At 45.5% G+C, this 24,607-nt stretch carries 15 protein-coding genes and 1 pseudogene; 12 read left to right on the top strand and 4 right to left on the bottom strand.

What is annotated here, in order from left to right:
- Window positions 1-37: 37 nt before the first annotated feature.
- Window positions 38-1,786, bottom strand: coding sequence for a sigma-54 interaction domain-containing protein (locus EKN56_RS18200; RefSeq protein ID WP_130593095.1), 1,749 nt, complete (start codon window positions 1,784-1,786; stop codon window positions 38-40).
- A 377-nt stretch (window positions 1,787-2,163) separates the two neighbouring features.
- Between EKN56_RS18200 and dpaL the strand changes: the two genes are divergently transcribed.
- The 8 genes from dpaL to EKN56_RS18240 all read left to right on the top strand — a co-directional run bounded on the left by dpaL (window position 2,164) and on the right by EKN56_RS18240 (window position 13,990).
- Window positions 2,164-3,381 (top strand): diaminopropionate ammonia-lyase, encoded by a 1,218-nt coding sequence (dpaL, locus tag EKN56_RS18205; RefSeq protein WP_130593096.1) that lies wholly within the window; start codon window positions 2,164-2,166, stop codon window positions 3,379-3,381.
- Window positions 3,382-3,416: 35 nt separating this feature from the next.
- The gene (locus EKN56_RS18210; protein ID WP_130593097.1) at window positions 3,417-4,601 is read left to right on the top strand and encodes a YgeY family selenium metabolism-linked hydrolase; all 1,185 of its coding nucleotides are present in this window, start codon (window positions 3,417-3,419) and stop codon (window positions 4,599-4,601) included.
- A 98-nt stretch (window positions 4,602-4,699) separates the two neighbouring features.
- Window positions 4,700-6,292: an N-acyl-D-amino-acid deacylase family protein gene (locus EKN56_RS18215; RefSeq protein WP_130593098.1), complete on the top strand. Its 1,593-nt coding sequence runs from the start codon at window positions 4,700-4,702 to the stop codon at window positions 6,290-6,292.
- 77 nt (window positions 6,293-6,369) lie between these two features.
- A complete protein-coding gene (locus EKN56_RS18220; protein ID WP_130593099.1) occupies window positions 6,370-7,656 on the top strand; it encodes an MFS transporter in 1,287 nt (428 codons plus the stop codon).
- 1,006 nt (window positions 7,657-8,662) lie between these two features.
- Window positions 8,663-11,377: an autotransporter outer membrane beta-barrel domain-containing protein gene (locus EKN56_RS18225; RefSeq protein WP_130593100.1), complete on the top strand. Its 2,715-nt coding sequence runs from the start codon at window positions 8,663-8,665 to the stop codon at window positions 11,375-11,377.
- 87 nt (window positions 11,378-11,464) lie between these two features.
- Window positions 11,465-12,025: a GNAT family N-acetyltransferase gene (locus tag EKN56_RS18230; RefSeq protein ID WP_130593101.1), complete on the top strand. Its 561-nt coding sequence runs from the start codon at window positions 11,465-11,467 to the stop codon at window positions 12,023-12,025.
- 11 nt (window positions 12,026-12,036) lie between these two features.
- Window positions 12,037-13,749 carry an AMP-binding protein gene (locus tag EKN56_RS18235; RefSeq protein ID WP_130593102.1) on the top strand — a complete coding sequence of 571 codons (1,713 nt, stop codon included), beginning with the start codon at window positions 12,037-12,039 and terminating at the stop codon, window positions 13,747-13,749.
- A 1-nt stretch (window position 13,750) separates the two neighbouring features.
- Window positions 13,751-13,990 (top strand): acyl carrier protein, encoded by a 240-nt coding sequence (locus EKN56_RS18240; RefSeq protein WP_130593103.1) that lies wholly within the window; start codon window positions 13,751-13,753, stop codon window positions 13,988-13,990.
- A gap of 84 nt (window positions 13,991-14,074) precedes the next feature.
- Here the strand turns inward: EKN56_RS18240 and EKN56_RS18245 are convergent, their stop codons facing one another.
- The 3 genes and pseudogenes from EKN56_RS18245 to EKN56_RS18260 all read right to left on the bottom strand — a co-directional run bounded on the left by EKN56_RS18245 (window position 14,075) and on the right by EKN56_RS18260 (window position 19,079).
- Window positions 14,075-14,470, bottom strand: a complete 396-nt coding sequence (locus EKN56_RS18245; RefSeq protein WP_130593104.1) for a surface-adhesin E family protein — start codon at window positions 14,468-14,470, stop codon at window positions 14,075-14,077.
- A 257-nt stretch (window positions 14,471-14,727) separates the two neighbouring features.
- Window positions 14,728-17,477, bottom strand: a pseudogene (locus tag EKN56_RS21570) (autotransporter outer membrane beta-barrel domain-containing protein).
- A 699-nt stretch (window positions 17,478-18,176) separates the two neighbouring features.
- On the bottom strand, window positions 18,177-19,079 hold the full coding sequence (locus tag EKN56_RS18260) for a winged helix-turn-helix domain-containing protein (protein ID WP_168189684.1): 903 nt from the start codon (window positions 19,077-19,079) through the stop codon (window positions 18,177-18,179).
- Between the two features lie 428 nt (window positions 19,080-19,507).
- Here EKN56_RS18260 and EKN56_RS18265 point away from each other — a divergent pair, with 428 nt between their 5' ends.
- Genes EKN56_RS18265 through EKN56_RS18280 form a run of 4 tightly spaced genes read left to right on the top strand, consistent with a single transcriptional unit; the run spans window position 19,508 to window position 24,604 of the window.
- Window positions 19,508-20,149, top strand: coding sequence for a 4Fe-4S dicluster domain-containing protein (locus EKN56_RS18265; RefSeq protein WP_130593108.1), 642 nt, complete (start codon window positions 19,508-19,510; stop codon window positions 20,147-20,149).
- Window positions 20,149-22,167 carry a hydrogenase 4 subunit B gene (hyfB, locus tag EKN56_RS18270; protein ID WP_130593109.1) on the top strand — a complete coding sequence of 673 codons (2,019 nt, stop codon included), beginning with the start codon at window positions 20,149-20,151 and terminating at the stop codon, window positions 22,165-22,167. Before EKN56_RS18265 ends, hyfB begins: the two co-directional genes overlap by 1 nt.
- A 55-nt stretch (window positions 22,168-22,222) precedes the next feature.
- Window positions 22,223-23,146 carry a respiratory chain complex I subunit 1 family protein gene (locus EKN56_RS18275; protein ID WP_130593776.1) on the top strand — a complete coding sequence of 308 codons (924 nt, stop codon included), beginning with the start codon at window positions 22,223-22,225 and terminating at the stop codon, window positions 23,144-23,146.
- Between the two features lie 18 nt (window positions 23,147-23,164).
- The gene (locus EKN56_RS18280) at window positions 23,165-24,604 is read left to right on the top strand and encodes a hydrogenase 4 subunit D (RefSeq protein WP_130593110.1); all 1,440 of its coding nucleotides are present in this window, start codon (window positions 23,165-23,167) and stop codon (window positions 24,602-24,604) included.
- Window positions 24,605-24,607: the final 3 nt, after the last annotated feature.

Consider the following 24,607-nt stretch of genomic DNA (forward strand, 5'->3'; position numbering starts at 1 on the left):
GCGTCGAACAGCGTTAACAGAATCGGCTATCAGCCCATCAGGCTAAATCATATTGTTTGATTTTACGATACAAAGTGGCAATTCCTACCCCTAATACTGCGGCAGCCTGTTTTTTACCTTCTACGCTGGCGCCATATTGCCGTAAAGCATTCTCGATAACTTCACGTTCAACCTGTTTACTCTGCTTATCCAGTCGCTGAACGCCTTTCATACTGCTTTTTTCTTCTTTCATGACATTCAGCAAATGGGGAGGTAAATGGCTGGCATTAATCCCCGTAGCATCTCCCTGCATCACATAAATATACTCAATGACATTACGTAATTCACGGATATTACCCGGCCAGCGATAGGAGTAGAGCAGATTAATAATGTCAGCCGGAATCTTCTGGCGTTGACGGGCATAATTTTCTGAGAATTCATCTGCAAAATATTGAGCCAGTTCGGCAATATCCTCTCTGCGTTCCCGTAATGAAGGCAGCACCAGCGGCACCACGTTCAGACGATAAAACAGATCTTCACGAAACTGTCCGTTTTCTACCATGTCATAAATATTTTTATTGGTAGCGGCGATAATCCGTACGTCAATATTGATCACATTATTAGAACCTACGCGAGTAATGGCCTTTTCCTGCAACACTCTCAACAACTTAGCCTGTAAATGCAGTGGCATATCGCCAATCTCATCCAAAAACAGACTGCCGCCATTAGCCAACTCAAATTTGCCGACCCGTCCTTTTGGATCCGCGCCGCTAAAGGCACCACGAACGTAACCAAACAGCTCACTTTCCAATAATTGCTCAGGTATTGCCGCGCAGTTAATCGTGACAAAAGGGGCGGTTTTGCGTGGGCTATTTTGATGAATAGAAAACGCCACCACCTCTTTACCAGAACCACTTTCACCAGTAATCAGCACGCTGGCATAACTGTTAGCAATTTTGGCAATCGTATTTCTCAAGTGCTCCATTGGCTGAGAATGACCAATTAACCGGGCACGGCTGTCTGACTCATAAGCTGAACTGGTGATTTTACTCATATAGTCCCGGGCATCATGAAATATCACCATCGTCAGGCTATCGTTTTCCAGTGAGGAGAGAGAAATCTGCTTACAGAGTACGTGGCGTTTCTGATCCTCCAGCGTTAACCAGGCCTCTTCGTCACCATAGATAATATCGCCAGTGGTTTCGATAGTCAGCGACAGGCCAATGACTTCCCGGTTAAACAATCGGGCAGCGGAAAGATTGGCATGCCAGATGCGATTTTTACCATCAATAGCGACTACCCCACGGTCCATCGCGTCGATCAGACTGCGGAATGCTCCCAGCGTTTCCTGTGCACGCAGACGCTCCAGACACTCAAAAACTTTACTGGAGATCATTACCGCAACCTGTTCGATAAAAGTAATAAACTTATCGATCTGATTCAGTAAGGTCTGGCGCTGTTCCTGGGTTGAACAAATGATACCAATCACACCAATCACTTTGTCGTTAAGAAAAATCGGCGCGTTCAGATCCAGCATTTCCGAGCAGTAAAGATGTTTCTCACAGTGTTGGCACAGGGCATTTTCACCGGGATTTTTGATCAGTACAGTTTCCTGCACCTGCAAAACATGACGATAAATATAGCCATTTTTCGCTACGTTCTGATTGAGCATATGCCGATATTTCCCTGTTCCGGCAATACGCACTAAAGAGTCATCAATAATTTCGACGTCCGTTCCGGTAATACCGGAAATAGCGTCAGCATAACTACAAATATCATCCTGAATATTACTCAACACAGAGATCATTGGCAGATATCCTTATAGAAACATCAATTTATCAAAATTTGATAAATTTTTCGCACCCAATCCAAAAACAGAAAATCATTTAAATTATCTCATTGTATTTAAATAAAAATAATTATTTATCCATACAGATCACACAATTTATCATAATCGATAAATTATCATCATCTTGATAAGTCACAACTTCCTGAACCCATGCTTAATCATAAATTTAATTGCTATTAATTCATTAAGAATCAAAGACAAATAGCCGCTTCTTGTTATGTATCTTCAACAAAAAATCAATTTGGCACGCCTCTTGCTCTTACCTATTCATCGATAACACCATTTCTGCAATCAATGCGTTGTAGAAAATTAAAAACAGACCATGAGGTTTTTCCATGCAGGATAAATTACAGTTTTTTATAAACCATACGGAATTCACAGAACGACCGACAGCGCCTCTGAAACCGTTTAGCTATGAAGAGCTGATAAAGGCACTGAACTTTCATCGTTCTATCCCCGGATACGCCCCAACGCCCCTCTACAACTTGCCCGCCTTGTCGGAAAAATTAGGGGTGAAAAGCATCTGTCTTAAAGATGAATCACAACGCTTTGTGTTAAAAGCATTTAAGGTACTGGGTGGCGCTTATGCCATGGCCCGACATATTGCAGAAAAACTGGATAAAGATATCAGCGAGCTTCCTTTTGATGTGATGACCAGTGATGAAGTGAGAAAAATACTGAAAGAGGTGACCTTCGCCACCACGACCGATGGAAACCATGGTCGCGGCGTCGCCTGGATGGCCCGTCAGTTAAAACAAAAGTCTGTGGTGTATATGCCAAAAGGTTCTTCACCAGAACGTCTGACTGCGATTCGCAATGAAGGCGCTACCGCAGAAATCGTCGATATGAACTATGACGATGCGGTGCGCATGACGGCAGAACAGGCAGAAAAACATGGCTGGATCGTCGTTCAGGATACCGCCTGGGAAGGTTATGAAAAAATTCCTCTGTGGATTATGCAGGGTTACGGCTCACTGATGCTGGAATCCCTCGAGCAATTACATCAGGTTCCCCCTACTCACGTTTTCGTACAGGCAGGTGTTGGTTCTTTTGCCGGAATGGCACAAGGCATGTTAACCGCCGCTTACGGTGAAAACCGTCCAAAAGTGATTGTAGCTGAAGCACTTATCGCTGACTGTCTGTACCGCTCAGCCCTGTCCAAAAAAGGCGATGCTATCGCCGTTGGTGGTGACTTACAAACCGTGATGGCCGGACTGGCCTGTGGTGAAGCCAACAGTATCGGTTGGGATCTGCTGCGGGATTACGCCAATGGTTTTGCTTCTTGTCCTGACTTTGTTGCCACCCACGGAATGCGCATCTTAGGTAACCCACTGGCAGGCGATCCACGCATTGTTTCCGGTGAATCCGGCGCGGTTACCACCGGCTTACTATCCATTTTGATACAGTCTCCGGCCATGGCGGAAACTCGCCAGCAACTGGGCCTGAATCAGGACTCCCGAATTTTAGTTATCAGCACTGAGGGCGACACCGATCCGCAGCGCTACCTCGACATCGTCTGGGACGGCGAAATTCCCAGCTTTAAAAAATATTAATCACCCATTTTCAGAGTAATAACGGAGAAAAAACAATGTTATCAGCGAGTCGTTTTGATGAAGTGGTGAAAAACTGTCAGACCCTTATTCATGAAAAAAGTTATTCAGGTCAGGAAGGGAATGTCGTTAAAGCTATCGAAAAAATAATGAAGAGCTACCAGTTTGACGATATTCACGTGGATAAATACGGCAACATTATTGGTGGAATCATTGGTAATAAACCGGGCAAAACATTGGTTCTCGATGGTCATATCGATACCGTCCCGGTTGATGAAGAGAAATGGAGCCGCAACCCTTACGGCGGTGAAATTGAAGATGGCAAAATTTATGGTCGTGGCACCACCGATATGAAAGGCGCGGTTGCCGCCATGATCTCTGCCGTTGGCTTCTACGGTCAGGATCATCAGCGTGATTTTGCTGGTCGAATCTATGTTGCCTGTATCGTGCATGAAGAGTGCTTTGAAGGTGTGGCCGCTCGCTTGGTTACTGAGCGTTATAAACCAGACTACGTAATCATTGGCGAAGCATCGGAACTAAACCTGAAAATTGGTCAACGCGGCCGGGCTGAAATCGTAGTAGAAACCTTTGGTAAACCAGCACACTCCGCTAACCCACAGGCTGGTATTAACGCTGTATATAAGATGTCCCAGCTGATTGACAAAATCCGCACCGTAACGCCACCAACCCATCCGGTGTTAGGGCTGGGAATTCTGGAGTTAACCGATATTAAATCCTCACCTTACCCGGGTGCATCAGTAGTTCCTGATTACTGTCGTGCCACCTATGACCGCCGTTTACTGGTGGGTGAAACCAAAGAGAGCGTGATTGCTCCACTGGAATCTGCCCTGCAAGAGCTACAAGCCAGCGATCCGCAGTTCAAAGGCAAAGTCTCTTATGCCTTTGGTAAAGAGTCTTGCTACACCGGTTCTACCATCGAAGGTGAGCGCTTCTTCCCTGGTTGGGTATTTGAAGAATCCGATCCTTTTGTTCAGTCAGTTCTGTCCGGCGTGCGTTCAATGGGTATCGAACCCACTATCACTCAGTACTCATTCTGCACCAACGGCAGCCACTACGCCGGTGAAGCCGGTATCCGTACCGTTGGTTTTGGTCCATCTCGTGAAAATCTGGCTCACACCATTGATGAGTTTATTGAAATCAGCCAGTTAACCGGCTCGGCATCAGGCTATTACGGCATTATCCAGAGTCTGTATGGCAAATAATAACGGCTGATAACCCTATAACAACGAAAAATAGAACATCAAAAACAAAAAATAAGAATGATGCCTCTCCCTACAACACATCATTCCGGAGAATTGAGATGAAAACCATATTCAAGAACGGAAAAGTGATAGACGGTACCGGCAATGACGGATTCATTGCCGATGTAGTGGTAAACGAAGGACGAATTGTGTCAATCGGTAAGGCGAATATCGGTATCAACGATCAGGTGATTGATGCCACCGGAAAAATCGTCTGTCCGGGATTTATTGATACCCACACTCACTCTGACCTGTCCGCCATTATTAATCCGGCTCTGTCAGCCAAGATTCGTCAGGGGATCACCACTGAGTTATTGGGTCAGGACGGCGTGGCATTAGCACCGCTGCCTGAGCAATATATCGCCGCCTGGAGAAAAAACATCGCCGGACTGGATGGCGATACCGACAAAATCGACTGGAAATACAAAAATACCGAAGGCTATCTGAACCTGCTGGAAGCCCACCAACCCGCTACCAACCTGGCCTATCTGGTTCCTCACGGCAATATTCGTATGGAAGCCATGGGGCTGGATGGTAAACCTTCCACCCGTGAAGATGTAGCAAAGATGTGCGAAGTTCTGGAACGTGAACTGAAAGCTGGTGCATTTGGTCTATCCACCGGATTGATCTATATGCCCTGCGCCTTTGGTGATACCGCCGAAATGATTGAGCTGTGTAAAGTGACGGCAAAATATGACGGTATCTTCGTGGTCCACCAGCGTAGTGAAGCCGATGACATCATCACCTCCACTCAGGAACTGATTGATATCGCCAAGGCATCCGGTGTCTGGCTGCACATTTCCCATATGAAGGTATGCGGCAAAAAGAACTGGGATCTGATCGATAAAATGCTGGGTATGCTGGAACAGGCTCAGGCCGAGGGTATCCGTATCTCATTCGACCAATATCCTTATGTAGCAGGCAGCACCATGCTCGGCGTTATTCTGCCACCGTGGGTGCATTCTGGCGGCACCGATAAACTGCTGGAGCGTCTGGAATCACCTGAACTGCGTGAAAAAATGATCGCTGATATCAAACAGGGAATTCCGGGCTGGGATAACTTTATCGACTTCGCGGGTCTGGACCAGATTTTCGTCACCAGCGCTAAAACTGCCAAAAATCAGGACGCCGTAGGTCTCAACCTGATTCAACTGGGCGAATTACGCGGTAAAGATCCTTACAACGCCACCTTCGATCTGCTGTATGAAGAAGAGAATGCCGTAGGCATGGTCGACTTCTACGGTACCGAAGAACACGTCATTAAATTCCTCTGCCGACCAGAACAAAACGTCTGTACCGATGGCCTGATGGGTGCCGGTAAACCACACCCTCGCGTATTCGGTGCTTTCCCTCGCGTTCTGAGTAAATACGTACGTGAAGAGAAGTGCCTCAGTTGGGAAGCGGCGATTCGCAAGATGACCGGTAAACCAGCTGAAGTTATGGGCCTGAAAGATCGTGGCCTGCTTAAGGAGGGTTATGCCGCAGATATTGTGATGCTTAATCCAGAAACAGTCATCGATAAAGGGACTTTTATCGAACCAAACCAGTACCCGGAGGGCATTGATGTAGTGATGGTTAACGGACGACTGGCTTTAATTAACGGCATAGAAAGTTATGCCTGTAGCGGTAGTGTCATCAGAAAAAAATATTAATAAAACAATGATCAGATGCCTGTCCATCGTGCAGATAAACCTGCGGCGATGGGCAGCTCTACCCAAAGGATATCACTATGAGTTTACAATCTACTTTACCGACGGGTAAGCCGAAAACCTGGAAGGCGCGATATACCATACTTTCACTGATTTGGCTGGCCTGGCTGCTCTCTTTCCTTGACCGGATGGTGATGAGCGTTTCCCTACCCTTTATTGGTCGTGACTTGGGTCTGGATACCACACAACAAGGTCTGATTATCAGTGCGTTCTTTATTGGTTACGCTTCCTTCCAAATCCCTGGCGGTTTTCTGGCAGATAAGTTTGGTGCCAGAAAAATCATGGCCATTGGTATTGCCTGGTGGTCAGTCTTCACCAGTCTTACCGGCATGGTATTCACTCTGCCGCTGATGCTGGCTGTACGCTTCCTGTTTGGTATTGGTGAAGGCTGCTTCCCGGCCGCATCATGGAAAATGATCTCAACCTATTTCCCGTCTAAAGAGCGCGGTCGTGCAACAGCAATTCAGTCAACGGTTAACACCTTAGGCCCAGCGCTGGCGGTCGTCGTCGCTGCCGGTATTATTGGGGCGTTTGGCTGGCATATGGTGTTTATTGTGCTGGGTCTTCCTGGCCTGTTTATTGCTGCCGGTATTTACTTCTTTACCCGTGATAACCCTAAAGATCACCCAAGTATCACTAAAGAAGATCTGGCTGAGCTGGAAGCTGACGGTACCGCCGCAGACATCACCAGTGCTCCGGTTCCGTTTAAAGAAGTGTTAAAAATGCCGGTGCTGTGGCAAATGGCTGCGATCTGGTTCCTGTTTGATATTACTTTCTGGGGTTTCTCTACCTGGTTACCCAGCTACCTGATCACCGTACGTGAGTTCTCTCTGGCTAAAACCGGGGTAATGGCAGCCATTCCATTCCTGTTTGGTGCAGGTGGTACTCTGCTGGGCGGTTACTTCTCAGATAAATTTAAACCTCAACGTAAAATGTTATATGTACTGACGGCAATTATTGCTGCCGGCTTCCTGTATATGACATTTACCGTTGCCAGCGCAGACATGGCGGTGGTTTATCAGTGTATCTCCGCACTGTTTATGTTCTTCGCTATGGCAATGTTCTGGGGCATCCTGATGGATACTATCCCGAACAAAATCATGGGTCGGGCTTCAGGGATTGTTAACTTCGGCGGTCAGATGGCCGGTGTTGTTTCTGCCCCTATTATGGGCTGGTTGATCCACACCAGCGGTGGTAGCTATAATAGTGCCTTCATCTTTATGATTATTGCGTTGATTGCCTCAGCATTAGTAACTTTAACCGTTAATAACGCTCACTCTAACAAGACTGTTGAAAATCAGGCTTAATCATATAGCCAAAAATAGAAGCGGTTTTAGCTAGAAACTAAAACCGCTTTATTATTAATCTATTGATATTAATAATTATTTAAATTTCGCCTTAGTGTTTACCTATATTAAACCGTTGATAATTACCTTACTCTGAAATCCGGATAATAAGAGCCATATTGTTTGTATATAAAATAAACAGTTAAACTCTAACAGTTATCTATTCTCCATACCTTTATTCTTCATCAACATTTCAGTATTTAATTCTGATTATTCCAATGCAATCAATGACAATCTCTGATAATTATTTTATATCTATTTACATTCACGGTACAAGGTAGATAAGGAATTGAATTACACTTACAATTTATAAGGTTATCTTCCATAAGAAAACAATTAACCTACATTTGAATTATTTCCATTATCCTATGTTGATAATTGATATTATTGACAATAACTCAATAAATTATCTTTAAAAACCTATTAGACAAAATAAATAACACACTTAATTAAATAAATTAATTATTTGAAAATAAAAATAAAAACCAATGTAATAATTTGAGTTACATTAATTTACAAGCCAAAACCAACACTTTTAAACCTACCGATGATATAATTCCCACAGCGAAGGAACTGGCTTATATATTCACCGTAGCAATGGAGTCGCGGTTATGGAAAAAACCAAAATAGTAACCCCCAACAAATTTAAAAAAATATAATATTAATCAGTATATTATCCTCATTCTCAATTTTTTCTGCACAAGCCGAAGATATCTACTGGACTAATGCCAGTGGAAACAATCAATTCTTTGACAATGGAAACTGGTCATCTACAGGTCTGCAAACAGGTACTGATGACAACTGGCATATTCCTGATTCCAGCGGCCAGACAGTTGAATTCGTATCCGATGGTTCCGGAACCTTATACAACTATGGAACACTATTTATTGGCGATGGTGCAAATAATAACGCCCATTTAAAAGTCATTGATAGCGCCGGATATCGTTATTCACACTACCTCAAAGATATGGTTATCGGCGGTAATGGTGCTACCGGTCTGTTTGAATATCAGCATGGTGCTATAACAGAGTCCACCCGTTTTGATCAGATGGATACCATCAATATTGGTTCCGGATTAAACAGTAACGGAACCATGTCATTAACCGGCACGGGTAAAAATACCTCTGACCAAAACATGGGTAATTCCATCGTTTATACCGAAAAACTTCATATCGGAACCGATGGTGGTACCGGTGAGCTAAATATTATTGGCAGTGGTGTTGAAGCCGATACCTTTAACTCTGCCGGTCATGTCATCGCTTTCTCATTAGGAAGCGGTAGTGGCAGTCAGGGCACCATGAATATCCTGTCCGGTGGTAAAGCTACGATTTCAACCGGTATGGGTTATAGCTATAACCCACTACCAACAGCGGTAATTGGCCTGAATCAGGGGTCTGGAACGCTCAATATTGCCGGTTCTACCACTAATAATGGTAAAACAACACCAAGCCGTGCCGTTTTTGCCCACGGACTGGATGTTGGCAAAGGTGATGGTAGTACGGGCACTATTCGGGTTGAAGATGGTGCCCGTCTGATAACCATTGCCCCAGGTGGAGACGATCAAAATACCTCTGCCTTTATTGGTGTAGATAACGGTAAAGGCACGGTGTTAGTTTCAGGTGAAAACAGCATCTGGCACGTCTCGGGACATTCATCATTCTCTGGTGCACCTGGAGAGGTTGGTCATTTATCCGTGGGAGAAAGTGGTACCGGCGATCTCACTATCGCCAACGGCGGTAAAGTTTCGCTGGGTGCCATTACTTATGTGAGTACCTACGACGAAGACACAGGCCTCTCTTACTATGATTTAACCTTTAGTAATGACGTCTTAGGCAATGTCTATTTAGGTCAACAGGCTGGTAGCACCGGCAACCTAAACTTCGGTGCTGCGGAAGGTGAAGCGGCTCAAGCAGTTGGCTCGCTGGAAGCGAATCAAATTATCTTTGGGGCTGGCAATGGCTCGGTAGTATTTAACCATACGGATAATTCCGGCCTTTATATTTTTGAAAATGAATTGATCAGCGGTGCTGAGGGTCAGGGGTCAATTAAGCAGGTTAATGGCGTTACGACCTTTGACAGCGACCGTAGTATTTTCACCGGTAAAACCTATGTGACTGGCGGTACGCTGGTAGCCAATAACGTGCTGGGTGGTACCATGTTTGTCTCCAATGGCGGCACATTAGCGGGTATTGGTAATGTCGGTCATACTACTGTGGGTAACGGAGGTATCATTTCTCCGGGGCAGTTTGGTTCCACCACGCCAGAAGTGCTTACTATTGATGGCGATCTGGTGATGGAAGCAGGTTCTACTTATATAACCAACCTCTCAACCGATATTGAGTCCTCTGGCACCAATGCTGAAGGCGATGTAGTTAATACCTACATTGCTGACGTGATTCAGGTTAACGGTAGTGCAACACTAAATGGTGCGGGCGTTATTGCGATGGCGGGTGGTGAACCCGTTCTGTATGTACCGGACAGTCGTTGGCGTATTCTTAGCGCTACCGGCGGCGTCTCCGGCGCATTTGGTCCGCTGGAATCACGGCCTTATGTCGATCTGGGTTATGAATACGATGCGGATAACGCTTATCTGGTTGTCACCCGTAACGAGCAGGATATCTGTACTGATGGTATGACCTCCAACGAATGTAACGTTGGTGGAAATGTTGACGAACAGGAAAACGAAGATAATGACATCAAAGAGGAGATCGTTTCTCAACCTGATGTCGACTCAGCCAAAGATGCACTAAACCAGCTTTCTGGTGAAATCCATGCCTCGGCCAAGAGCGCCCTGTTGGAAGATAGCCGTTTCCTGCGTGAAGCCATTAATAATCGTCTGTTAGATACGACAGTTGGCACCGGTGCCTGGGGTCATATTTATACCTCATGGGGTACCTTCGACGCTTCGGGTAGCTCAGCCCGGATGAAACGCAATATCGCCGGCGTTATTTTAGGGGTTGATAAATCCCTGAATGACAACTGGAAGATGGGGCTTGCTGGTGGTTACGGTAAAGCAGATATAAAAGTATCCGATCGCTCTTCTACTGCCGAACGCTATGATTACCATGTGGGAGCTTATGCCAAAGGTCAGTGGGGTAACTTTAACCTGCATACCGGTGTAGGTTACACCTGGCATGATTACACTACCGATCGTTATGTGAAGCTCCAGAAACTACGTGACCATCTGGAAGCGGACTACAATGCCTCAACCACACAGGTGTTTACCGAAGGTCGTTATCTGTTTGATATTACGGATACCCTGACCGTTGAGCCTTACATTGGTGCAGCTTATGTTCACATTGATACCGATGGATTCACTGAACGTGGTGGTAAAGCTAAATTAACCAGCGCCAGTGATAATATGGATGTCTTCTTTACCGCTCTTGGTAGCCGGATGACCAAGCAGTTTACACTGGAAAACGGCCAATCGACTAAAATCTGGACTAATATTGGCTGGCGTCATGCCTATAACGATGTAACCTCAACATCAACGCTGAACTTTAGTAATGCAAACAGCTTTAATGTGATTGGTTCGTCTATCAGTCGGGATGCAGCTATATTTGAAGCAGGCGCTGAAATCAGCGTTACACCAAACACCAATATAGGTGCCATGTACAATGGTCAGGTTGGTAATAACACTGAAGATCATGGAGCAAAAGTATATATAAACTGGCGTTTCTGATAGTGTTATGCTGAAGACTTTCCCCAGTTGCCCCTTATGCAACTGGGGAATTCCACATAATTAACAGCAATCAAGACGGGAGAAAAAATGGCTTCCAACACCCCCAATCTGGCAGGGATCCCGATTTATATTGAAACCAACGGATATTTGTTACGTAGCTTAACGCCAAATGATGTCACCCCTGACTTCCTGAAGTGGATGAACAGTCAGGATATGATGGAAGGACTTAACCTCCCACCTCTGAACTTCACCCACCAGCAATTAGCTGATTACACCAAGCAGTTTGATAACCATCGTAATTACTTTATTGGTATCTTTGATAAGAAGAATGACTTATTGGTGGGCTTTTATACCATTGACGTTAATCTTAATCATAAAGTAGGTCATATTACTGCGGGCGTTGGGGCTCCTGGATATCCGGGTAAACCCGTTCTTTGGGCAACCATTGATGCGTTATTGGATCACTTCTACCTTTATCGCGATCTGCATAAAATGGCGGCACGTATTCTGGCCAAAAATAAGCGTATGCTATTTTGCTTTGTTAAGAATCCTCGTTTTAATCTGGAAGCCGTACTTAAAGAGGAGTGCCTTGCTCCTGACGGTGAGCGGGTTGATATCCTGATCTTCTCTTCATTACGACACAAATAGTAGCCACGCTTATGTCATCAGAATTAGTTGTTACACCAACACTTAACAGTATCCCGATCCGACACGGTGATTTTACTACCACGACGGAAGCGCTGGCCTATGCCGCTGGAGGCGAAGCCGGATTCAACTTTTTCAACGTTTCCGGTGAGCTAACGGGTGTTCTGGATTATAAACAAATGCAGGCCCAATCCATGCGGGTAGCACTACAGCTTAAACAACAAGGCTTCTCCCGTCATGACCGCCTGATTTTTATAGCGGAAACTAGCCCTGATTTTTTGCTACTGTTTTTTGCCTGCCAGTATTTAGGATTAATTCCCTGCCCAATAGCCTTTACCGTCAACCTTGGCGGTATGCCAGCCTATCTTGAGAAATTAGACAGAATTATTGCTTCTTCTCAGGCTAAAGCCATTATCAGCTCACAAGCTATTGCTGATGCTATTGGTAAATCAGTTTCAATTCCTACCCTGGTGTATAGCGATATGGTTCATCAGGCACAACAACTTGATCGGCCGGAACTGTCAGCACTTTCTCCATTCACGGCGGATGAGCCGGCCTATATTCAGTTCTCTTCCGGTTCGACAACCCACCCGAAAGGGGTGCAAATAAGCCAGCGTGATTTACATACCAACATCTATGCGGTTTTACGTTATGGCATGAAGCTGCGCCCGGAAGATCGTTCGTTTAACTGGCTGCCCTTCCATCACAACATGGGAATGATTGGCTTCCTTCTGGCCTCGGTATATGGGCAACGTACCGTCGATTGCCTGAGCGCAGAGAACTTTGTTCAGAACCCGCTGATTTGGCTGGAGCTGATGTCAAAGTATAAAACGGCCATTACCTTTGCTCCGGTATTTGGCTATCAGTTTGCCATGAAAAAATATGCGGAAAGTGAAAATAAGCCATCTCTCGACCTCTCTTCACTGCGGGTAGCCGGTATTGGTGGCGATTTGATTAGCCCGGATATGCTGAAGATGTTTTCTGGCTGCTTCGCCAGCAGCGGCTTTAATTATCAATCGTTCCTGCCAAGCTATGGACTGACTGAGACTACGCTGGCCGTGACCACATCAGATGTGGATCAACCGCCGGTCATCGACACATTAACCAGCGAGCTGATTCAAAAACCTATTGTCTCCTGTGGTAAAGCGCTGCCGGGGTTTGAAGTTAAGATCATTGATGGAGCGACTCAAGCCAAGCTTTCAGAGCGAGAAATCGGTCAGATATGGGTAAAAGGCCCCAGCATTATTACAGGCTATATTGACGATCAGGCTCCTATTGAGTCAGACAATGAAGGCTATATTTATACCGGCGATCTCGGTTATTTATGGCAAGACCAGCTGTTTATCAGCGGTCGTGAGAAAGATGTCATCATTATTCGCGGCCGTAATATTTGGGCACAGGATATAGAGTGGTCGCTGCTACAAACTATGCCGCAGATTGGCGTCAATAATATAGCTGCCATTAGTATTAACCAGCAGCAAGAAGAGAGAATGGCAATACTGTTCAGTGCTAGCGAAGAACTGGCAGCAGACCATAATCAGCTTCAGCAATTGGCGACAGAGATCCAAAACCTGACACGTAAAATTGCGGGTGTTCAGGCCAGAGTATTGTTTACCACCCAGAAGTTACCATTAACCTCTTCAGGAAAACTGGCCAGAGCACAGGCCAAAGAGGCGTATCTGTCTGGCAATATGGTTATTATCTACGATTCAGAGGGGCATATCTGAGATGAACTATCTACATAAGAGTAAAGAAATACTATCGGGCTGCCTGTCGATTCCAGTGGAGCAGATTCAGGATGACAGCCTGATTGAGCAGCTAAAACCCACGCTGGACAGCGTAGATTTTGCCAGCATTATGATGCAAGTAGAGCGCTTTTTGAAAAAAGAAGTGCCGGTTGCAGAGTGGCTGGAGTTAGGCTCGGTGAAAGATCTGGCGAATATCTTGGAAAAAAATCACACCAGCTAATCAAACTGTCGCTAATCATTAAGCAAAAATAGCGCCAAGTCTGGCGCTATTTTTTATTTATTTCAATCTGTTAAATCGCTAATGCTAGGGGGTGCAAACGTAGTTTTTCACCACTTCAAAAACAGTACCTTCTTTGATTACTGAGCTCTCTTTTTCCCAATCATCAAACTTAATCAATAATGACCCGCTCTTTTTATATTGATACTCAGGCCCGGAGCGCACCGTTTGTTTATCACAATCAATTTCCATCACGGATTTGAGATCTTTATTACTCTTCAGTATCAACAAACTAAACTGCACTATCGATTCTTTTTTATTGATTTTCTTAATACTATCCTCATCAATAAAGAACAGGCTACCGCTTTTGTTTTCTGATAGTTCTATCCAGTTTTCCGAAAAATGTTTTGGAACAGTCGACTTTGCCTGAGCCCCAACAGCTAAAGATAAAAACAGAAAAATTACGCTCAATATTCTCATCATGTTAAATCCATTATTAAAAAGTAAATCTGTGCATCCCTGACAACCAACGAAGGTATTACATGCAATAATATCAATTCGTTCAAAATAGAATAATAACAATTAAAACATACAATTATGTATGGCAATCATACCGTAGAAGAGAGCAATATTAAAACAATCTTCGAATGTCCGACGGATTAACCATCAGCTCGCTCCACTGATAAAAAAACGGCCAGCTTTCGCTGACCGTTATCATTAATACCTCAAACAGCTAATAATCAGAAGCTGTATTTAATACCAACCATTCCTTGTGTATCGGTGTAGGAATTACTACCGAACTGTTGAGCAACGTTAACCCAACTGGTTAGATTATTATTCAGCTTACCTTCGATACCAACTTTCACTTCGCCGATATCTCTGGTGCCTTTCTGCTTGTTCTTGGTTTCGTTCATCACAACGGCATAATTGCTGGTGTTATGAATCCAGTTAGCTTCAATAAATGGTTCAAACTCACGGTTTTTACCATCATCCAGCTGACTATGGCCATTAGCATAGAAGCGCGCACCAACGCGGGTTTGCACATTTTTATCGGTATCAAACTTAACTCGAGTACCGTTATCTTCAGTATGATTGTCAGCAGTAACGCCCATCCAAATCACCTGAGCTTTTGGCTGGAACCAATAACTGGCACGCTCACTTTCACCCAGTTTGAAGCTATATCCCCCTCAATCGATGCGGTAATACCACGGGATTTATAGCTCTCTTTCTTCAGTTGTTCGCCGTTTACTTCGTTATCAAACCAGTTATACAACATCCAGGTATCAACATAAGTACCCGTCTTATCTGCCTCATTGGCATACCAGGTTCCATACAGGCCTACACTGTAACCATCAACTTCACCTTTGGAAGAATATTTCATTACGTTAGATGTAGTATGGTTGCTGTTACGAGCATAGCCGGCCATCAACCCTACATGCCAGCGATCTAATCCATCAGTACTCCACTGAGCCAGATCGCCACCAATCTGCATGACATAACGATTACTGGTGGTTTTTAACTGACCGCTACCATCATGGAAACGGTTATGTCCACCAACGTGGCGCATCCACATACTGGTAACTTTTTTCTCCCCGGTCAAAGCGTCAGTGTATTGTGTTTCGCCTAAACGATCGTGTAACCGTGTGATAAACATGGTGTTTGCTGCGGCCATGTTTGCCAGATAGCTACCCGCTTCCGGACGATAAACCGGAGTGACTGGTTTTTCCTCTTCAGGATCCGGATCCGGAGTTGGTGTCGGTCCTGGTCCTGGATCAGGATCCGGGCCTGGTTCTGGTTCAGGCTCTGGTTCTGGCTCCGGATCTGGTGGTGGAGTGTAATCAGAAATCAGATACCAGTTCTTATCTTCTGCTCCTGCAATAGTACTACCGGAGCGGACAAAGTAGTCAAATGCCCCTGCAACAATACGCCGGCTATTACCAAACGTACCCGCAGAAATACCATCAACGGTAACAATCTCAATACCATCCGGAGTCAATGCACCATTACCACCGATGTTAACAATCTGAACATCGGTATGGCCCGCAGTATCGCCTTTAACAATCAGTTTATCCGTAGGAGAGGTTTCATCTTCTAATACGGTATTCAGTACCAGCGTACCGTTGTTACTGGTGTAGTTACCGGCAACAATCAGGTTTTTAGTCACAAACGCAGTTGGGTCAGTCAAATCTGCAGGTTCAACATATTTCAGCGTTGCGCCATCCAATGTCAGATTAGACACCACAGAATCTGCGGTCATATTCCAGACACTGCTGGCTCCGGAGATGTTTAGATTTACCGTACCGTTAGTGGTGGTATTTGCTACACCGCTGGTATCATATTCGTTAGAGTAGGTTGCACCGGTGAAGTTACTGCCGTCGATCATAGTTAAATCGATTTCACCGGTTTTTTGAGCAAATAAATCACCGGTTACAGTGTAGATGCCTGGAGCACTGCTTCTATCCGAGTAGGTCGAACCGATAAAAGAATCAGTACCTGATGCATACATCGCATAACTACCAGCGCCACTTACCTCAATCTCTGTATTGCCAGTCAAATAAACCTGGCCACCATCATAAGCTCTTTGGTCGGTATAGCCTGTACCAAGTATTAAGCATATACTATTAGGACATTTAAAAGTTATCCCGTCTTCAGCGGCTATGCCATGAGCACCAGTATTCGTAGTCGTTATCTTGGTACTACCTAACTCAATAACCCCGGTTTTATTCGCATAAACAGCATGGGCATTTTTACCAGCAGTACTAATCTCGCTATTGTCACCAATAATCACTCTGGCAGTGCCTATCAGAGGCAGGGTCTCAGTATCCCTGTCGCGGTTACCAGCATAAACAGCATACCCCTGACCAGCGCTGGAGTTTGCGCCAGTACCCAGTGTTGTTATCTTCGCCCCATCAGCAATAACGATTTTATTTCCTCTGCTATTAGAGGTTATATTCGCCCGAACGCCTATTCCACCTTTACTTTCAATCTCGGCACCCTCACCAGCGATATGGACATATCCCCCGGCACCATTCGAGTTGGCAACGTTAATACCATCACCAGAGCTACCCTGAGCCTTTATGGTCAATTTCCCTAATATGGTAAAATCGTAATTTCCTTTGTTAACGCGGATACCGTCAGAGGTACTACCGTTCGTCGTTATCAAGATATTATCTGCTGTCAGTGTTCCACTACTGTCAACATAAATACCGAATCCACGCGGGCCTACACCACCGGCAGCAACTGCAGAACCAGTCGCATTGATTTCAACATCACTATATTGATTAAGGAGAGCATATTCTCCCCCCATGATTGATGCTACGGTGCCTGATGACCCACCGACAACGGTACAGATTAAGGTGCCACCATTAGGGCTACAATTAGCAGCGGAAGATGCACCAGAAAAACCCGCTAAAAACAAAGCAGAGCTTATGCACAGTGCTGTTTTTGACAGCCTTAACTCTTTTTTTCCTGCACGGATAAAATTTTTCATTTCACCACCTTTTCCTTAAGAAACTTCGAGATAACAGTGTCCTGAATGCCAGAGTTACCGCTCATATCAATCTTTCCCGCGATTCACGATAATTCAGTTACTCAATCATCATTTATGTCATTAAATGGAAACTGCCCTGTTGCAGTCTATTAAAAGGGAATATTTGAATGCGTGTCACACAAGCCATTTCGAGCTAATCAATGGATGCAATTGAAACAACACTTTGGAAGAAATTTGAGATGAATCTTTCAAGGTTTTCATATTCCTTCCGAAATCAAACTCGAAATGCATCAAATTTAATTTAAAATTCCGTTTTAAAACGCCATGAAAAACAGTGCAGCTATTAATTGATATATTACTGCAAAAACAACGCTTTCAATACATTACATAAGCAAATCGCATGCATTTAGTTTTTTATCCCAAAAATAATATTTTTATTCAAAAAAATAATCAGATTACACTAATTAAAACCTTCAACATCAGGATTAAAACCCAAAAAAATAATCAACCACCGATGCAATTACTAAAAAACAAAAAGGTTGTTAATGAATAATTAAAAATAGAAGAATAAATATACAAAATCACAGGTCAATGGTGTTTTTTAATAGATAAAAATAATTTTTGAAATAATATACAAGGAAAATCAATTTCGCAGCATGGACACCCACCACATATGCAGTAATTACCTATTAATATGATTTAATTAGAAATTAAATTACTCTCACCGCTTAATCCCGAACACATCTCAATCCGATGCTCGCGTAAAATTCCACACTTCAGCAAAAACAAACGATTAACTCCGGGAATATAGGTTTGAACTAAAGCATCATCCCTAATCAATAAATACTCATCACCACGGCAAACTTGTTGCTTACTTGCCGCATATCTAAGCATTTCCTCACTCACTGGCTTATTATTGATAATACTTTCACCTTGATTTGTCACCAGAAACACTTTGCACCCATTTACCATCCCCAGATAGCCTTCATGCGCTACGGGTGCCATACGATAATTAAGCAAATAAACCATGACCGCAGCTAACGTGATGAATGAGATGAAAGACAACAGATATATCTTTTTCTTATTTAACAGAGAATTGGAGGGTTTTATATTTTTAGGCGAGTTTAATACTGGCTCAGTTGCAGGTACAGGGTCAATTGACCCGACAGGATCCTTGATTTTATTGACATCGCTAACAGGTAAAATTTCATCCAACAGCGGACTGGTGGCTGGTTGTGCATTTTCTTCAGCCTCACGCAACACATCCAGCTTAATCTCTTTATTTAATACAAACCCCGTCTTCGGCACCGTTGAGATAAACTCATCATCAATACCTAAGGTTTTGACTATCTTTCTGAGCTTACTAATATTTTGATTTAGATTGTTATTTCCTGAAATCATGCCGTAATCATCCCAGATGCGCTTAAATATCACATCCCGGCTGACAACTTCACCATGATTTTCAACGAATAACAGCAACAGACGACAGGTTACGCTGGAAATAGCAATAACGTTATCATCGTTAAGCTCTCCCAAGCTCAGCGTAGCTTCGTCCGGGTCGAAAACAACAAGATCGTTAAACCGATATTTTATACCATGCACAATGGTTAGATCCCTTTATCCATTTTTCATTACAAAACAAATGCATTGCTAAAATTTACAAAAATACTAACTAATTCATATTATAAATAATGAATAATATATATACATCATCTCACAAAACACACTTTAACCAAAACAAATGTGTTTTTAATATTCATAAAACTGAAATTAAACACGTAATAAATTATTTATAATTACCACAATTTAATTGCGTTATTAATATTAACCATTCTATTTGCCGTCCTGCCACGTCACGTCATTTATGTCGAACGACATAGCCACTTCGTCACGAAAAATAAAAACAACAATAATATCATGCAATTATGAAGATACTTCATATGGCATGAAATATGCTTAAGGTATCTCATCCGTTAAAAGTATGACTATTTCATCTGTCGGACGACGATCTCAATACCGGAGGGATGGCTATGAACCGCTTTGTTATTGCGGAGCCAAAAGATTGCATCGGATGTAATACCTGTATGGCCGCCTGTAGTGAAGTACATAAAGCAGCAGGCCTACAGTCGCATCCCCGATTAATCGTAATGCGCGATGCCAGCAGTACGGCGCCTATTCTGTGTCGACATTGTGAAGATGCGCCCTGTGCCCGGGTTTGCCCGGTTAAGGCGATTACTCACCACAACAACGCCATTATGCTTAATGAGAGCTTATGCATCGGATGCAAACTTTGCGCTATCGCCTGCCCGTTCGGGGCTATCACACCTGATGGAAGTAAACCATTATCGGCTCCTGTCAGCTACGATCGTTTTTCACAAGCTGATGCGCATGCACGTGAAGCACGGACGGCCCCCTACAATCAGGGACTCCACCCTATGTTGAGCTGGGCACCGGGTTTGCGTCAAGTAGCGGTGAAATGTGATTTATGTGCCTTCCTGCCCCACGGCCCTGAATGCGTTCGTGTCTGCCCTACCAAGACCCTGTTTTTAGTCGATGAAAATGCCATTGAGCAAGCCAACGCCGCTAAACGCCTTGAGGCTATGGAAGTCTTTCATACCGACAATGCTTTCGGGGATAACCATTCAGACCAACAGCGAGCGGGGAAAGAATAATGGGTAATCCTCTTCAATTACTGCTTATCTCCATTGTCATCTATTTGGTCGGTGCTATTCTGCCACCGCTGGTTAGCCGTAGTGAACGGCAGGTTATCAGGCTATCCGCTATTGCCAGTATGGTTGGCGGCATTTTTGGTTTATTAGCTTCTGCGCCAATTTTGATGGGCGCTGACATGATGACGTTTGCCGTTGATGGTCCTTTCTCATTTGCCCATTTCATTGTACGACTGGATGGGTTAGCTGCCTTTATGGTGATGGTTATTTCTTTACTGGTGGTGGTCACCTCATTGTACTCCCTCTCTTATGCAGAGGAGTACCTTGGTAAGGGCGCGAGATATATGGGTTTATTTATGAACCTGTTTATCGCTTCAATGGTGGCACTGGTCGTGATGGATAACGCCTTTTACTTTTTAGTGTTCTTCGAGATGATGTCTCTGGCATCTTACTTTCTGGTCATTACCGAACAGGACGATGAAGCCGTCAGTGCCGGGCTACTCTATTTTCTGATTGCCCACGCTGGTTCAGTACTGATCATGATAGCTTTCTTTATTCTGTATAAAGAGAGCGGCAGCATGGACTTCGACAGCTTCCGTCAGGCAAATCTGTCTGCGCCAGAGGCGTCCGCCGTGTTCCTGCTGGCCTTCTTTGGCTTTGGTGCCAAAGCCGGGATGATTCCACTACACGGCTGGTTACCCCGCGCTCACCCGGCGGCCCCTTCCCACGCTTCCGCCCTGATGTCTGGCGTTATGGTAAAGATTGGTATCTTCGGCATTATCAAAGTCGGCATTGATATTCTCGGCGCCACCAGCGCCTGGTGGGGATTGGTAGTATTAGCCTTTGGTGCTGTCTCTGCCGTTCTTGGGGTTATGTACGCTCTGGCTGAACACGATATCAAAAAGCTGCTGGCTTACCATACGGTAGAAAACATCGGCATTATCTTGATGGGTGTGGGCGTCGGCATGATTGGAATCGCTACTCAACATCCGGTTCTGGCTGTCGTAGGGATTCTTGGTGGCCTGTACCACTTACTGAACCATGCGGTATTTAAAGGATTACTATTTTTAGGTGCGGGTTCTGTGATGTATCGGGTTCATACCAAAGATATGGAGCTGATGGGTGGCCTGGCTAAGCTAATGCCTTACACCGCAATCACCTTCCTGATCGGCACCATGGCAATTTCAGCGCTGCCGCCGCTAAACGGTTTTGTCAGCGAATGGTTTACCTATCAGGCACTGTTCACCATGAGCCATGAAGGTTCATTTATTATGCGCATCGCCGGTCCTGTTGCCATCGTGATGCTGGCAATTACCGGCGCATTGGCTGCGCTGTGTTTTGTGAAGGTTTACGGTATCAGCTTTGCCGGTGCGGCGCGCAGTGAAAAAGCGGCTAACGCCACCGAAGTTCCATTACCGATGATTCTGGCAATGGTGCTGCTGGCGTTGCTCTGTATCGCGCTGGGCGTTGGTGCTCCACTGGTCTCTCCGGTCATTGCCAATATTTCAGCTCAGTTAACCGGGCAGGCAGCCATGCCGGTTGCCAGCGGTTCGCTAGTCTTCCCTGGCTCTTCCCCACAAACGGTTCTCTCCACCCCATTGATTGCTTTGTTGCTGATTGGATTCCTGACGCTGCCGCTGCTGATTTATTCCATCTTCAAAAGCCAACGCCTGCGCCATCGTCACGGCGGTAATCCCTGGGCCTGTGGATATGGTTATGACGGCCAGATGGCGGTGTCAGCCGGTGGTTTCACTCAACCATTGCGTACTATGTTTGCACCGCTGTATCGCCTGCGTAAAACGCTGGACCCTTCTCCCGTTATGTCACGGGCTATGCAATCCACTATCCGTGGAGCCACTCGGGCAGAGCCCTGGTGGGAAGAAAAGGTGGTACTCCCTATTGCCAGGGCAGTGCTGTGGTCCGGTAAACGCATTCAATGGTTGCAGCACGGTGACTTCCGGCTTTATTGCCTGTATGTGGTCATTGCGCTGACGGTCCTGATGCTGGTTACGGTGATGTAAGGAGCGAAACATGCCAATCACACTCTCTGACTCAGAAATCATGACCACCTTCGGTATGTTTCTGTTTGCCCTGATTCAGGCGGTGGCCTTGCTGGCCCTGTCGCCCTTAATGTCCGGAATTTCCCGGGTGATTAAGGCCAGAATGCAATCCCGCCGTGGTCCCGGCGTGCTGCAGGAGTATCGGGATATCTTCAAACTACTGCGCCGTCAAAATATTGCGCCGGAGGCTTCCGGTATCATTTCGCGCATTATGCCTTATGTCTTGCTCAGCTCGATGCTGGTGGTCGCTATGGCGCTACCCATTGTCACCTTGGGTTCTCCGTTTGGCGTAGGGGGCGATTTAATTACCGTTATCTATCTGTTTGCACTGTACCGCTTCTTCTTTGCGCTGGCAGGACTGGACTCCGGCAGTATTTTTGCCGGTATCGGTGCCAGCCGGGAAGTCACGTTAGGCGTGCTGGTAGAACCTATTCTGGTGCTATCCCTTATCGTGATCGCGCTGATTGCTGGCTCCACCAATTTAGGCAGCATCAGCACCTCACTGGCCACCGACCCACTGCAATCACCAACTGCGACCCTGTTGGCCATGGGTGCCTGCGCTTTCGCGGTATTTATCGAGATGGGAAAAATTCCTTTTGACGTGGCAGAAGCCGAACAGGAATTACAGGAAGGCCCTCTGACAGAATATTCCGGCCCGTCACTGGCGCTGGTAAAACTTGGACTGGCACTAAAACAGGTGGTGATTGCTTCGCTGTTTGTTGGCGTGCTGCTGCCTTTTGGCAACAGTGAAGTCCTGACGATTGGCTCACTATCCCTCGCCATTGTGCTGTTTCTTATCAAACTGTTGGTGGTGTTTGTGATTGCTTCACTGTTTGAAAACAGTCTGGCCCGGGGCCGTTTCCTGCTGACCTCACGTACCACATGGGTCGGGTTTGGCGTTGCCGCACTGGCATTTGTGTTTTATCTCACTGGTCTGTAAGGAGCTAAGAAACCGATTATGGAAAATATCGCTCTCGCGGCCATTTTGGTCCCTTTTATCGGTGCCATCATCACCGGACTGGCGCCGCAGCGTACCGCCAAATGGCTCTGTACGCTGTTTGCGGCCATTGCCTCAATCGCTACGCTGTTGCTGGCCATCACCTGGTTTAGCCATGGCAGAACAGATGTCACGTACGAACTGGTGAGTTTTGGTCGTTCAGTACTGTTTGGCCTGACCATTGACCGCATCAGTACGCTGATTGTGTTTGCCGTGGTGGTGCTTGGATTATTAGTTAGTGTTTACTCCGGCGCTTATCTGACGAAAGAGAACCGGGAACATCCTCACGAAGGTCAGTCACGCTATTATGCATTGTTACTGGTATTTATTGGCGCGATGGCGGGTTTAGTGCTCTCCTCAACGCTGGCCGGACAACTGCTGTTTTTTGAAATTACCGGTGGATGTTCATGGGCACTGATTGGTTATTATCAAAAACCGAAGTCGCTACGTTCCGCGTTAAAAGCACTGCTGATCACCCATGTTGCTGCCATTGGTCTCTATCTGGCTGCCGCCTGGTTATTTGCTGAAACCGGGACCTTCTCCCTTACGGCGCTGGCAGACCTGAATGGTGACGCTAAAACCATCGTACTGTTTGGCATTCTGTTTGCCGCCTGGGGTAAATCAGCGCAGTTACCGCTGCACGTATGGCTGCCTGACGCCATGGAAGCACCAACTCCGGTGAGTGCTTACTTACATGCCGCCTCCATGGTGAAGGTTGGAGTGTATATTTTTGCCCGAGCGTTGATGTCTGCCGGTGAAATCCCTGAAATTATCGGCATCGTAGGCGTAACCATGGCAATGATTACGTTGATTTACGGCTTCATCATGTATTTACCGCAAACCGACCTTAAACGCCTGTTGGCCTATTCCACCATTACTCAGCTTTCCTATATTTTTCTGGCGTTATCTCTATCGGTTTTCGGCTCCAGAATGGCCTTCGATGGCGGTATTGCTTACATCTTTAACCATGCCTTTGCCAAAAGCCTGTTCTTCCTGGTAGCAGGAACCCTGAGTTACAGCTGTGGAACCCGTATGTTGCCAAAACTGCGCGGAATTATGCGCTGTATGCCGCTGGTGGGTATTGGTTTCTGTATTGCCGCATTGGCCATCACCGGTATTCCGCCGTTTAACGGATTCTTCAGTAAATTCCCGCTGTTTGCCGCCGGTTTTGCAATGTCCGCAGACCACTGGTGGATGATGCCGGTAATGATTTTGGCGCTGATTGAGTCGGTGGCCAGTTTTGGTTGGTTCCTCTACTGGTTTGGTAAAACCGTACCCGGTGAACCTTCTGAAGCAGTGGCAACCGCTTCACCGGTACCTGTTGCGATGCAAGGGGTGCTAATCATTCTGATTGTAATGTCCCTGTGCTCGAGCTTTATCGCCGCCTGGTGGCTTGGATAACGG

This window comes from Limnobaculum zhutongyuii (assembly GCF_004295645.1).
Taxonomy (GTDB): domain Bacteria; phylum Pseudomonadota; class Gammaproteobacteria; order Enterobacterales; family Enterobacteriaceae; genus Limnobaculum; species Limnobaculum zhutongyuii.